This window comes from Arcticibacterium sp. SM2516, from assembly GCF_057914865.1.
On the sequence record NZ_CP195290.1, the window covers coordinates 3884337 to 3899894 of the forward strand.

Annotated in this window: 5 protein-coding genes; all 5 read right to left on the minus strand. The window is 40.1% G+C overall.

The genetic code is table 11. The annotated features are described in order from the left end of the window. Nucleotides 1-5: 5 nt before the first annotated feature. Nucleotides 6-341, minus strand: a complete 336-nt coding sequence (locus tag ACSBFT_RS16130) for a LytTR family transcriptional regulator DNA-binding domain-containing protein (protein ID WP_463048276.1) — start codon at nucleotides 339-341, stop codon at nucleotides 6-8. A gap of 226 nt (nucleotides 342-567) precedes the next feature. After that, entirely contained in the window at nucleotides 568-2223 is a 1656-nt protein-coding gene (locus ACSBFT_RS16135) for a tetratricopeptide repeat protein (protein ID WP_489601450.1), read from the minus strand. 120 nt (nucleotides 2224-2343) lie between these two features. Then, nucleotides 2344-2499, minus strand: a complete 156-nt coding sequence (locus ACSBFT_RS16140) for a hypothetical protein (RefSeq protein ID WP_489601451.1) — start codon at nucleotides 2497-2499, stop codon at nucleotides 2344-2346. 144 nt (nucleotides 2500-2643) lie between these two features. Next, nucleotides 2644-8883 (minus strand): FG-GAP-like repeat-containing protein, encoded by a 6240-nt coding sequence (locus ACSBFT_RS16145; protein WP_489601453.1) that lies wholly within the window; start codon nucleotides 8881-8883, stop codon nucleotides 2644-2646. 240 nt (nucleotides 8884-9123) lie between these two features. Further along, on the minus strand, nucleotides 9124-15420 hold the full coding sequence (locus tag ACSBFT_RS16150; protein WP_489601455.1) for a choice-of-anchor Q domain-containing protein: 6297 nt from the start codon (nucleotides 15418-15420) through the stop codon (nucleotides 9124-9126). Nucleotides 15421-15558 lie beyond the last annotated feature (138 nt).

A 15558-nucleotide genomic window follows, 5' to 3' on the forward strand; every position in this document is an offset into this window, starting at 1 on the left:
GGCTATTAAGCAGTTTTGAGGTTTGTAAAAAGATTAGGGTGCTTATCTAAAAGCAGGGCTCTTCGCCTTCTAGGAATTAGTAGCTCGCTCTTATTTTTGAGCAAAATATATTCCCCGTTTTTACGAGTGATGCATCCTATAATAAAAGCTTTGCTTACTAAGTTTGAGCGGTCAATTCTAACAAAGGAATTGCCTTCAAAAAGTTCTTCAAAAACCTTTAAGCTATAACCTGATATTAGCTTTTTGCCATCATACATATTTAAGATGGTATAATTAATGGAAGCCTGTAAATGTGTAAACATATCAGGCTTGGCAGCATCTAAAATTTTGGGCACATTCATATTTTACGAGTTTAGATTAAGAACCTATGGTTTAATCTTTCCTCCACCTGGTCATTGAAATTTGCAGAAATCAGACGAAGGACTTTGCCTTAGCGATGGTAAGGTTAAGGCTTAAATGAAGAAACGACGATTTTGGAATGGGACAAAATGTGGACAATTCAAAAAAGGCTCTGAGTCTACATTCAGAGCCTTTTTGACATCTTTTTAGTGTTTTAAAAAATTGTGGTTATGAAAAACCCAACAAAAAACTCTGGAGCTCTTTCTCTTCCAGATGCATCTTTTTCCGTAATCGGTAGCGAGCTTTTCTAATGCCATCATCGCTTATACCTAGAATGCCGGTAATTTCTTTAGAATTCATATTCATTTTCAAAAGCGAAATGAGCCTGATTTCGCTTTTAGTGAAACTTCCAAATTTGGTGGTTAATGCCCTTAAAAAATCTTGATGAATACCACTAAATTCTTCTGAAAACTGAGCCCACTGCGTATCACCTTCTATATCTCTATTAATCATTCGGCTAACTCTGTGGCTGGTTTTATTCACGGAGTCGTCTACATTATTTTTAAGATGCTGCATCTCTCCTTTGAGGCTATTTAGAAACTCGTTTTTGTGTGCCAGTTGAAGTATTTTAGCCGTGAGTTCTTTCTTTTTGATGTCTAATTCTATTTCTGAAAATCTGAGTTTTTCCTGCTCTATCTTTTTCTCATTTTCAAATAGCAGCTTGTCTTTCCCCCTTTTTTGGTGAATGGAATAATACAATATGCCTAGGGTCGTCAGAAATAGTAAAAGAACTACTATTCTCCATTTATTGAGTTCATTTGTTTTACTTAAAACTTGAATTTTAGCCTCTTTCTTCACAGATTCAAATTTGGCATCCATTTCTGCGATAATTCCAGTTTTCTCGATAGACATTATACTGTCTTCTAAATGTCTTACAAAATACAAATTATCATAGGCCTCTTTATTATTACCCGCCTGATGTTGTGCTTGAAATAATGCTGTATAAGCATTGATTATGCGATGTGGATCCTTTCCCTTTTCTGCAATTTCTACTGCCTTATCTGCGTAAAAATTAGCTTTGACAAAATCTTTCTTTTTGGTGTAGTTAATGGCCAAGTTTCTGAATACATGCTCTTGAGAATTGTAGATGTCATGCTTTTGGTATATGGCCAAAGCATTTTCCAAATAACTGATTGCCTTATCGTATTGCTGGTAATTATCTGAATAGATTTGAGAAAGATTTGCATACAAAACCCCTACCACGTAACTGTCCAGACCCGTTTCTTTGGCGATTGCCAATCCGTCCAAATAACTTTTTTCGGCTTCAGGAAACCTGTGTAAGCTACGGTAAATAATGCCGAGGTTAGAATATATACTTAGAAGGCCACTGGTGTCATTGGCTTTTTGATAATAGTCTTTAGAGAGCAAGGAATAGTGCAAAGCTTTGGCGAGTACAGACTTTAAACCTTTTTTGTCTCTCCCTATTTTTTTAAACGTTAGGCCTAAGGTGTTATATGCAGACCCCAATCCTTGGTTGTCTTTGATACGTTCATATAAATCAATTGCTTCTTGATTAACCTTAATGCTTTGGTCAAAATCTCCACGGTTTTGTAAATAATTAGCAAAATTTAGCCTATTCCGTGCTTGCATGCTTTTAGTACCATATTTGGTGACTGCATTCTTAGATACCTCCAAATATTTGGCAGTTGAGTCGGTATTGTTACGGCTATAAAATTTAACTATATCCAGTGAAAGCTGAGCTTTTTCTATTGAAGGTAATTGAGTATGAAAAGCTGATTTTAGGGAATCTATCTTGCTCTGATTTTGAGCAAAAAGCAAACCATGACTAAATAAAAAGAAAAGAAGAAAAGGTCTCAAATTCATGATTGCTAAAAACAATTTTATGTAAGGTCATCTTTCTTATCCACCTATTTCAACATTTTTGCTAAATGATTTGCTTTGTTTGATTAACAGCTATCTAATGACAGTTAATTAATCTGAACGTTATAGTTCTTCATTATCAATAATCTTGGTATTTAGCTTTTCAAAATGACCTTTAATTTCTTCTTTCAACCTTTCCATTTCAGCCATGACATCCTGCTGCAAAAGGGTCTTTTGCAAAAAGATATCTTTAAGTTTTTTCTTCTTCTTTTGGCTCATCAAAATCTAAATTTCAGGCAATGTTAGGGGAAACAAAAAGAAGTATACTTTTTCTATTGGGACAAAATGTGGACAATGATAAAAAGCCCCTGAATGACTATCCAGAGGCTTTAAATATAATTTTACAGTAAACTTTAATCATCCCTAAGGACACCCACCCCCAATCTCCGCCCTAAAAACAGTAGCCTGCCCAGATGCAGGAGCGACAGAAAAGCCCGGTAAAAGCTGTACATTATTGCTGCCTTGGTAGAGCACATTATTGGTGTTTAGGATTTGGCTGTTGGCTTTGACTTCAGGGATACCGCTGATGTTTGGGTTTAAGCCATCTGGAATTACGTAGTCTAATACCGCCTGCCCGTATTCGAAAGCTCCCATGTCGGGTAAACCCACCCTTGCGAAACCAGTGATATCTACTGACGGAGCTTCAGCAGCTCCACCAGCGTTAATAGCTGACGAGTTACACTTTAATTGAAGAAAGCCTTTGACTGCATCTACAAAGTGAGGGTCTTGGTTGTTGATAATGCCCGTTCCAGTGCTGTATGTGCTATTTTCTTGGGTCAGGCTATGGGTAACTGTAGGATTGCCGCTTCCAATGCTTAGGATACCGGCACCTTCAATTGCTATATCACCCCCTTGGTTATTATCCCAAAAAATAGCGTTTAGTATGCTTGGCGAAGAGCCTACATTGATCATGCCCCCGCCCTCAAATCCCGCTGAATTATTAAAAAATGTCGAATTTTTTATGTCTTGTGGTGAGGTAGTATTGTACATACCACCACCAGCTAAACCTGCATTATTTCCAGCTAAAACCGAATTTATAATGTCTGGTGCAGAAGAATTAGTATTATAAATACCTCCTCCATTATTTCCTGCCTTATTATTCAAAAAGAAAGTTTTTGATATTTCGGGAGAGGAGGATGTATTATACATTCCACCTCCCAACGCCCCCGCAGCGTTTTCTGTGAAAGTGGTATTTACGATATTTGGTATGGAAGAAGAGTTAGCGATTCCAGCACCGTCTGATCTTGAAAATATTTTGGACTCAAAAGTTAAATTTTCAGAGCCATTAGAGTGACCACCTTCGATGGTAAAACCATCAATTATCGCCGCAGAAGTTAGATTTGCAGTTATAATTACATGGTAAGCATTCTCCGTGTTTCCGCTAAATGATAGGCTGGTACCACTTCCTGTAACCACGTCGTCATTATTAAAATCACCACTTAGTATGGTTTTATTATTTACCCAATCACGTTCTGAAAGCATGGTCTCATCTCCTTCAAAACCACCGTAGATTTTCCTATCTGAGTCCAAGTGAAAACTTTTATCGCGTAGGTCTGTAGATAAGCCATCTGGTGAAGAAGTTGGGAAGTACGTTCCCGCTGCCACCCAAATATCCAAGCTGCCGCATTGGTTATCTATGGCAACTTGGAGGTCGGTATAAGCATCTGTCCATGAAGAACCATCATTATTTCCGGTGGCGTCAATATCTACATAAATGGCATTTGTATAGGATGGTGAGATGATTTCTACTGGGTTGCTTGCGTAAGCTAGATTATTGGTAGTACCTACTTCTTGAACAATAATCGTATAAGACCCAGGGACAAGACCCGAGAATGTGTTACTGGATTGGTAATTAGAACCACCGTCATTACTGTATTCCAGAGCTCCTGGGGCTTGAGTTTCAGCGGTTATTACTATAGTCCCTGAAGGTGTGCCGCAGGTAGGCTGGGTTACCCTTACGTCACCTATAGTAATATATTCGGTAAATGTTACAGTGATGGTATAGGTTTTAGTAGAGCCATTTTCGGCGGTTACTTCTACGGCAATAACATTATCACCAACGTTTAAATTGATGTTACCTGAGGCATTTCCGCTATTGACAGCTACGCCATTTACCGTCACGGAAGCATTGGCATCTGCGTGCGATGGGCTTATGGTAATTACATTATTATTGGCAGGGTTACTTACCGTAGCTGTATAAGTAGGAGTTGAGGCATCAAAAGTAGGACTTAAGCTTCCTTGCGAAATTGCCAAGGCTGATAAGTCCGCATTACTGTTCGCATTTCGTAATATGGTAGCAGAATTTGAATTGGCTATTGCCAAATCGGGTTTACCATCTCCATCTAAATCGCCTATGGCTACAGACTCAGGAGAAGTACCTGTGGTAAAATCTTGTTTGGCAGCAAAACTTCCACTGTTTAAACTGCCACTACTAGAGGTATTCCGTAACACAGATACAGAATTTGAACTGTAATTCACCACTACTAATTCCGGCTTACCATCTCCATCCAAATCGCCTATGGCTACAGACTGAGGAGAAGTACCTGTGATAAAATCTTGTTTGGCAGCAAAACTTCCACTGTTTATACTGCCACTACTGGAGGTATTTCGAAATACAGATACAGAATTTGATGAATTGGTTATTGCCAAATCGGGCTTACCATCTCCATCCAAATCGCCTATGGCTACTGAATAAGGAGAAGTATCTGTAGTGAAATCTTGTTTGGCAGCAAAACTTCCAACGCTTATACTCCCACTACTGGAGGTATTTCGTAATACAGATACAGAATTTGAATTGGCTATTGCCAAATCGGGTTTACCATCTCCATCCAAATCGCCTATGGCTACTGACAAAGGGAAATTGCCCGTAGTGAAATCTTGTTTGGCAGCAAAGCTACTACTGCTTATACTCCCACTACTGGAGGTATTTCGTAATACAGATAGAATATGTGAACCATAATTGGCTATTGCCAAGTCGGGCTTACCATCTCCATCCAAATCGCCTATTGCTACTGATTTAGGGTAACTGCCCGTTGTGAAATCTTGTTTGGCAGTAAAACTCCCACTGCTTATACTGCCACTACTGGAGGTATTCCGAAATACCGAAACTGAATTTGAAAAGTAATTCGCCACTACTAATTCCGGCTTACCATCCCCATCCAAATCGCCTATGGCTACAGAATAAGGGTAGCTGCCTGTCGTAAAATCTTGTTTGGCAGCAAAACTTCCACTGCTTATACTGCCACTACTGGAGGTATTCCGTAATACAGATACAGAATTTGAACCTATATTGGCTATTACCAAATCGGGTTTACCGTCCCCATCCAAATCGCCTATGGCTACAGAATAAGGAGAAGTATCTGTCGCAAAATCTTGTTTGGGTAAGAAGTCGTCAGCGGTAATACCTGTTTTGGGGGGGCTAAATACCGGTGTAAAATTACTACCACTAAAGCAGGCTAAAGTGGTTTCAGTGTTTAAAACGGTAATGGGTGCATAAGTAGCACCCGTAGGTACGATTACGGTAAGGCTGGTGGCGGTGGCAGCCGTTACCGTGGCCTGAGTAGCTCCAAAAAACACAATATTATTAGCAGGGGTACTACTAAATGCTATCCCTGTTATAGTTACGGCGTCCCCTGGCTCGGCAGTTAATGGAGTAAAAGAACTTATGACAGGTGGCCAATCTGCCCCTTCAAATGTTACAGTGATGGTATAGGTTTTAGTAGAGCCATTTTCGGCGGTTACTTCTACGACAATAACATTATTACCAACGTTTAAATTGATATTACCTGAGGCATTTCCGCTATTGACAGCTACGCCATTTACCGTCACGGAAGCATTGGCATCTGCGAGCGTTGGGCTTATGGTGATTACATTATCATTGGCAGGGTTACTTACCGTAGCTGTATAAGTAGTAGATGCGGCATCAAAAGTAGGGCTAAAGCTACCTTGGGAAATTGCTAAGGCGGATAAATCTGCATTATTAGCCGCATTTCGTAATACTGATACAGAACTTGAATTTAAGTTAGCTATTGCCAAGTCGGGCTTACCATCCCCATCCAAATCGCCTATGGCTACTGAATAAGGAGAAGTATCTGTAGTGAAATCTTGTTTGGCAGCAAAACTTCCACTGCTTATACTCCCACTACTGGAGATATTTCGAAATACGGAAACTGAATTTGAACTGTAATTTGCCACTACTAATTCCGGCTTACCATCTCCATCCAAATCGCCTATGGCTACTGAAATAGGGGCTCTGCCTGTAGTGAAATCTTTTTTGGCAGCAAAACTTCCACTGCTTATACTGCCACTACTGGAGGTATTTCGAAATACGGATACAGAATTTGAATTTGAATTAGCTATTGCCAAGTCGGGCTTACCATCTCCATCCAAATCGCCTATAGCTACTGAATAAGGGTAACTGCCCGTTGTGAAATCTTGTTTGGCAGCGAAACTTCCACTGTTTATACTACCACTACTGGAGGTATTCCGTAATACAGAAACTGAATTTGAATTGTAATCCGCCACTACTAATTCCGGCTTACCGTCCCCATCCAAATCGCCTATAGCTACAGATCGAGGGTAACTGCCCGTTGTGAAATCTTGTTTGGCAGCGAAACTTCCACTGTTTATACTACCACCACTGGAGGTATTTCGAAAAACGGAAACTGAATTTGAACTGTAATTCGACACTACTAATTCCGGCTTACCATCCCCATCCAAATCGCCTATGGCTACTGAATAAGGAGAAGTATCTGTAGTGAAATCTTGTTTGGCGGCAAAACTTCCACTGTTTATACTACCACTATTGGAGATATTTCGAAATACGGAAACTGAATTTGAACTGTAATTTGCCACTACTAATTCCGGCTTACCATCCCCATCCAAATCGCCTATGGCTACTGAAATAGGGTAAATGCCTGTCGTAAAATCTTGTTTGGCAGCAAAACTTCCACTGCTTATACTCCCACTACTGGAGGTATTTCGAAAAATGGAAACTGAATTTGAACTGTAATTCGCCACTACTAATTCCGGCTTACCATCCCCATCCAAATCGCCTATGGCCACAGACTGAAGAGAATTATCTGTCGTAAAATCTTGTTTGGGTAAGAAGTCGTCAGCGGTAATAGCTGTTTTGGCGGGGCTAAATACCGGTGTAAAATTACTACCACTAAAGCAGGCTAAAGTGGTTTCAGTGTTTAAAACGGTAATGGGTGCATAAGTAGCACCCGTAGGTACGGTTACGGTAAGGCTGGTGGCGGAGGCGGCCGTTACTGTGGCCTGAGTAGCTCCGAAAAACACAATATTGTTAGCTGGAGTTGTGCTGAATACTATGCCTGTTATAGTAACGGCGTCCCCTGGCTCGGCAGTTAATGGAGTAAAAGAACTTATGACAGGTGGCCAATCTGCCCCTTCAAAAGTCCCCAGATCCACGGTAGTATTTTGGGGACGTGAGTTTCCACCTATGTCTGTTGTTAAGCCCGTAAGCGTCCAAGCGTCCATTGGGGTTGTAAGAGAGGTTGGTTCTCCAGCATCTAAAGCTGGTGAGCCTGGCAATAACCTAAGGTCTCCATTGGCGGCATCTATAAAGAGAGGGTCTTGGTTGTTGATAATGCCCGTTCCAGTGCTGGATGTGCTATTTTCTTGGGTAATACTATATGTAACTGTTGCTGAGTTAGTACCTTGGCCACTATTGTCAATATCCGCTCCTTCAAGATTAGTCTGCCCCAGTTTTGTGTTATTCCAAAAAATAGTATTAGTAACAAAGGAAGTGTAATTGAAGTGGTTACGAATCGCTCCTGCCGTATTGGCCCCCGAATTACCAGAAAAAGTACAATTGGTAACTGTTAGTATGGAAATGGACGAGCTTTCATGCAAAGTACGATTATATACCGCTCCGGCTGAATTAGAAGCTATGTTACCATAGAACAAAGAATTGATAAGATATGGTGAAGAATCAAAGTTATACATCGCTCCGCCAATTTCAGCTGAATTTCCGGTGAAGGTAATATTTCTAACGATTGGGGAAGAATTTCTATTAATCATACCACCCCCCGTAAGCCTTTCAAAGCTCCAACCGCTGTAACCAATAATTAAACTTCCATTGGCATTTCCTGCAGTAATGGTAAAGCCATCTATAACCGCGGTATTGTTAAGATTAGCGGTAACGAGTACATGATAGGAAGAATCAGTTGCATTCAATTTTCCGCTAAGAATGGTAACGTTGCTTGTCCAATCACGGTCAGAGAGTTGGGTTTCCGCCAAAACTCCTTTAAAACCACCATAGATTTTGATGTTTTTATTAAGATGAAAAGCGTTGTTTCTATCTGTTGGGCCAGTGGAAATAGTGCCATCAGGAGCATCTGAGGGAATATAGATGCCGGCAGCTACCCAAATTTCGTCATTTACAGCCGCGGCATCTATGGCGTCTTGTAAGTCGGTGTAGGCATCGGCCCAAGATGTGCCATTATTAGCTCCACCGGTGGCGTCAATGTCTACATACCGAACCGTTGCCATAGCAATTGAACTGTGACATAGAATTAAAAAAACCAAGGCTATTAGGTTTTTGAAAGCGATAGGATTTAATAAACTTTTCTTTGTTTTCAAGGCAAAATTCATGGTACAAGTAGTTTGCAATTTTTTAATAAACTGTTTACGATTACAGTGTATCAATTCAAAACTCTAAACTAATTTCTTCAGAAAGGAACTAATAATTAAAATCCTTTTTTTTATGGAGTGGTAGGCTAAGCATTCTAAAAAAAAATATTAACCCGAAATGAGCTTCAAAAGCTCAATAAAACACCTTGTCTGAAAATATTATACGTCATTGAAATAAAGCCCTTAAGGTTAAGGACACCCACCCCCAATCTCCGCCCTAAAAACAGTAGCCTGCCCAGATGCAGGAGCGACAGAAAAGCCCGGTAAAAGCTGCACATTATTGCTGCCTTGGTAGAGCACATTATTGGTGTTTAGGATTTGGCTGTTGGCTTTTAAAATGGGCATTCCGTTTAGGCTTGGATTGGTTCCATTGGGTATTTGAATATCTACCACCGCCTGCCCATACTCATATGCTCCCATGTCTGGCAGCCCTACTCTGCTAAAACCGGTGATGTCATCCGTGGGTGCTCCTGTGGCGGTACCTGTATTAATGGCGGGGGAGTTGCATTTTAATTGTAGAAAGCCATTGGCGGCATTTAGGAATTGGGGGTCTATATCTAAATTACCGCCATTATCTGTACCAAAACTTGAAATCCATGCTCCACTACCGCCACTGCCTTTTATAATGGAATTTTTAAAGATTGGCGTACTACTATAATTATTAGTTACTTCAGTACTTCCATTATCCCAAATGATGCTGTTCGTAATTGTTGGGGAGGAGGAGTGGTTACGTATTCCGCCGCCATTATAGTTTGCATTATTAGTCGTAAAGGTAGCATTGGTAATCGTTGGCGAGGAGGAGCGGGAGTTATACATTCCGCCGCCAAAACCTGCATTATTAGTCGTAAAGGTAGCATTGGTAATCGTTGGCGAGGAGGAGTTGTAGTTATACATTCCGCCGCCATCATCGTTTGCATTATTATTCGTAAAGGTAGCATTGGTAATCGTTGGCGAGGAGTTGTCGTTATCCATTCCGCCGCCATAACGTGCATTATTATTCGTAAAAGTAGCATTGGTAAGCGTTGGCGAAGAGTAGTAGTTATCCATTCCGCCGCCAATATAGTTTGCATTATTATTCGTAAAGGTAGCATTGGTAATCGTTGGTAAAGAGTAGTCGTTCTCCATTCCGCCGCCATTATTGTTTGCATTATTATTCGTAAAGGTAGCATTGATAATCGTTGGTAAAGAGTAGGAGTTATACATTCCGCCTCCAACATTGCGATAAAATCGTTTAGATTGATAGGTAAAAAAACCACTTCCATACGCATTTCCACCTTTTATTGTAAATCCATCAATAACGGCTGCCGCTGTTAAATTAACCGTTATCAGCACATGGAAAGCATTTCCTGAATTTCCTGTAATGGAGAGTGTACTCCCACTTCCAGATACATCATCTGGTTCAGTAGCATTATCAATGTCGCCACTTAGAATGGTTTCATTTATTTTCCAATCCCGCTCTGAAAGCATGGTTTCTGTGCCTATGAATCCGCCATAAAGCTGCATGTCGGCTGCCAAGTGGAAAGCATTATTTCTATCCAAAGAGCCTGTGGAGGTGGTACCATCTGGTGCGTCTTTTGGCAAATAGGTACCTGCCGCTACCCAAATAGCCAAATCTCCACACTGATTATCTATGGCATCTTGCAGGTCCGTATAGGCATTGGCCCACGTACTTCCGTCATTATCTCCTGTAGCATCGTGTTTTACATAAATGGCATTGGTAAACGGATTATTTCCTTGGTATTCATAAGCCCCCATATCCACTACACTTATCCCAAAAGGCCTTGTATTTCCTGCCGCATCCGTAGTAAGACCTGTGGTCGTCCATGCTGCATTATCTCCGGCATTTATTGCTGGAGAGCAACCCGTCAACCTAAAGTCTCCATTCGCCGCATTTACAAAAAGTGGGTTTTGATTGTTGATGATACCAGTACCAGAGCTATACAGGCTATTTTGTTGGGTGAGGCAATAAGTTACAATAGGCACGGGGGTTTCATTACTATTGGCAATATCTGCTCCTTGGGAATTTTGAGCTCCATTTTTTACATTATCCCAAAAAATACTACTGATGATTTTTGGAGCGGACGTATTGTAGTTAAGTATCGCACCACCAGATGAACCACCCGAATTAGCCACAAATGTATTGTTAACAATCATTGGCGAAGAACTCCAAATCACCATTCCGCCGCCCCAATTACTTGCAGAATTAGCATAGAAAATACAATTGCTAATTTTTGAATCTAAGATTTTATTAAATAAGCCACCTCCTTGTTCTGCTAGATTTTCGATAAAATTGGCATTCATTATCTCTGCTGTTCCCGAATTATACAAACCACCGCCATATTGACCATAATTCCTTAAAAAAGTAACCTGATTGATGCTAGGACTTGAAGCTTCGTTATACATCCCCCCGCCTATGAACCTACTAAAGGTTTTTGATGCAAAGCTGATGTTTCCAGAACCATCTGCATTTCCACCTTTTATGGTAAAGCCATTGATAATTGTCGCATTTGTTAAATTACCAGTAATCATCACATGGTAAGCATTTTCCGAATTATTGGGAATAGAAAGTGTTGATCCACTACCAGAAACTACATCATCATCTTTAAAATCGCCACTAAGTATGGTTTTATGAACTAGCCAATCCCGTTCAGATAGCATAGTTTCAGTACCGTTAAAACCACCATATATTTTCATATCGCTGGCCAGGTGAAAGGCGTTATTTCTATCTGAAACTCCAGTAGAAGTTGTTCCGTCTGGTGCATCTGTAGGCAAATACGTACCTGCCGCTACCCAAATTTCAGTGGTTCCATTAGGATTGTCAATAGCATCTTGTAAATCTACATAGGCGTTAGCCCATGATCTTCCATTGTTTGCACCACCGCTTACGTTTTTATTTACATACATCACTTCAAGAACTATAGCTCCTTCATAGGCACCCAAGTCTACAATGGAGTTTTGTATCCTGGCATTGCCAGCAAAATCTGTACTTACCCCACTGATGGCGGCATTATCTCCTACATCTATGACTGGCGAGCCTACCAAAATTCTAAAATCACCTCCATCCTGGTCCATAAAACGCGGGTCTTGGTTATTGATAATCCCCGTTCCAGAGCTAAATTCACTTCCTGCTTGTGTGAGGCAATATGCTACCGTAGGAATTTGGTCTGAAAAAGTATATTCATAGAATATGTCAGAACCTGAACTGCTATTTGAACCACCTACTGTATTATTCCAGAAAATACAGTTTTTGATGACACTTGCCTTATTTTTGGTATGAATTCCTCCTCCAGAGGAGCCCGAATTGCCGTAAAAGGTATTATTAGTAAATGTGGTAGTCGAAAGATTACAGTAAACTCCGGTACTAGAATTCTCCGAAAATATGGAATTCCGAATAATAGAATTGATGGCACCATCGAGGTAAATTCCTCTTCCCTTATTTCCTGAAAACGAGGAACTACTAATGGTAAGTGCCGATTCGGTTCGAACGCCATCATTCTCGTTTTTCAACACTTTTACATTGGTAAGAACAGTACTGCCTGAATTCGAATTAATGAGTACGCCCCCTCCACCATCCGTAGCATAATTACCCTTTATGATTAGATTCAATAATTGAATTTGGCCAATATTAACGTAAATCCCTCCTCCCTGACCTCTTAAAAACTGCATGTTATCCAGGTATGTTCTACTAGGTCCATTGGCGTTCCCGCCTTTAACGGTAAATCCATCTAAAATAGACGAAGTAGCCGTAGTTACTAGAATTACATGATAAGCGTTATCTGTATTATTAGCAATACTAAGGCTTGAACCATTCCCACTAATGAAATCGTTATTATTAAAATCGCCACTAAGAATGGTTTCATGTGCTTCCCAGTCTCTTTGTGATAATTCTGTTTCGTTACCAACAAAGCCACCATAAATATGAATATTACTTGATATTAGAAAAGCTTTGTCTCGAGGGTCTAGAGAACTTGTTGAACCGGTATATACGGTATCAGTTGTAATGGTGGGATAATAAGTGCCTTCTGCTACCCAAATTTCAGTGGAATGAAAAGGATTATCAATGGCATCTTGTAGATTGAGATATGCATTTGCCCATGATAAACCATCTTTATTGCCATTTGTGGCGTCTTTATCCACAAATACTCTTTCTACCAGAACTGCACCCTCATAAGCTCCAATATCTACTATTTCATTTTGAGGACGAACACTGCCAGCTATATCAGTGCTAAGGCCAGTTGCAGTCCAAGCACTATTATCTCCAACGTCTAAAGCGGGGGAGCCGTTTAATAGGCGAAAATCACCATTGAAAGCATCTATAAAAAGTGGGTTTTGATCATTGATGATACCTGTACCGGTGCTGTGAACACTATTTTTTTGGGTTAGGGAATAAGTTACTGAAGGGTTAGAACCAAAATTGTAAATGTCTGCCCCTGCCACAATATTGCTTCCATTTTGGGAGTTATCCCAAAAAATAGAATTGACGATAGCAGGAGAAGAAGAAGAATTATAAATTCCCCCGCCATTGTCTGCAGAATTTCCAGAAAAAGTAGTATTTGTAATAATCGGCGAGGATGAATCTTCATTATAAATCCCACCACCATCAGAATTATCCGCAGAATTTCCTGAGAAAATCGAATTTATAATAATGGGAGAAGAATTCGAATTAAATAACCCTCCGCCGCCATCATCGTCTGCCAAATTATGAGAAAAATTCGAATTTGTAATTATAGGAGATGACGAGTCATAATTAAAAATACCACCACCATCATCTGCAGCATTTCCAATGAAGGTTAAATTGGCAATGTTTGGAGAAGAAGAAATATTGACCATGCCCCCGCCACCGTCAAAATAAAAGTTTTTTAAAGCGTAGGTGATATACCCAAATGTAGAACCATTTGCACTTCCACCTGTTATGGTAAAGCCATCGATAATTGCCGCATTTGTTAAATTAGCAGTAATCATCACATGGTAAGCATTCTCCGTATTATTACTTATAGAAAGTGTTGCTCCACTGGCAGATACTTCATCATCACCTTTAAAATCTCCACTAAGTATAGTTTTATGTAAATTCCAAATTCGTTGTGAAAGCTGAGTTTCAGTGCCTGCAAATCCCCCATAAATTTCAATGTCCTTATCGAAATGAAACGCCTGGTCTTTGGTGTTTGTAGGAATACCGTCTGGAGAAGCAGTGGGATAATAGGTCCCTTCCGCTACCCAAACTTGATTTCCAATTGCAGTAGCATCTATAGCATCTTGCAGATTTGTGTAGGCATTTGCCCATGAGGTTCCATTATTAGCTCCACCTGTTGCATCTTTGTCTACATATAGAATTGGAGTAACTGCCACATTAAATTCAAATGCTCCTATATCTACAGTACCGTTTTGCGGACGTACATTGCCCAATATATCTGTATTTAAACCAGTATTAGTCCATGCTGTATTATTTCCTATATCAATAGCCGGTGAACCTGCACTTAAAGCAAAATTGCCATTAGCCGTATCTTCAAAAAGCGGGTCTTGGTTATTAATGATTCCTGTACCGCTGCTGTAAGAACTATTTTGTTGGGTCTTAGAATAAGTAACCGTATGTGAGCTACCTCCAATATCTGCCCCAGCCACACTGATTGACCCTGCCTGAGAGTTTCCCTGAAAAATAGAGTTGATGATGGATATATTTGAGCTACCACTAAATATTCCGCCATAATTACCTGAGGAAGTATTCCCATAAAAAGTGCAATTTGTGACGGTAGTATTAGAGGTATTGTTATACATTCCAGCACCTTCTGTGGAGGAGTTTGCCCAAAATACTGTATTAATGATTTTTGGCGAAGCATTGAGATTATACATACCACCGGCATAGGTGCCGTAATTAGCTGTGATAATAAGGTTTCTAATGGTTGGGGAAGATAATACATTGTCTATTCCACCACAGACATCTCTTCTATAGCTGTAAGTGGCAAACGTAAGACCAGCAGAACTTCCATTGGCATTACCGCCTTTAATGGTAAAGCCATCAATGATAGCAGCATAGGTCAAATTAGCTGTGATAAAAACATGATAAGAATTATCGGTATTATTATTAAGCGTTCCCAAATCACCGCTTAGGGTGGTTACATTCGCTGCCCAATCACGATCGCCTAAATCGGTTTCACTAATAGCACCTGTAAAACCACCAAATATTTTGAGGTCTTTTGAAAGGTAAAACGATTTGTCACGCGTGTTTGTACTCACCCCATTTGGTGCCAATGTGGGCAAATACGTTCCTGCCGCCACCCAAATGGTATCACCAGCGGTGGCTCCATTGATCATTCCTTGCAAACTTCCTGAAGCATTAGTCCAGCTATCACCCGAAGCGGTACCAGAGGCGAAGGTTTTAACATGCCATACGGTGGCCTTTAAAATTGCACTTTGACATACTAGTAGAAAAACTAGTACGAAAATTTTGTTGAATGCAAAAGTTTTAAAACGATTGCAATTCGTTTTCATGGCTCGTTTCATAAAGTCCGAGTTGTATTGTTTATTTCTCAGGCTGCATATTTTAGTAGCCCTTTGAAAGGTTGATTTTACATTTACAGAAGTAAATTAAACCAATAAATTTAAAAAATAAAGAGTTTGGGGGTGGAC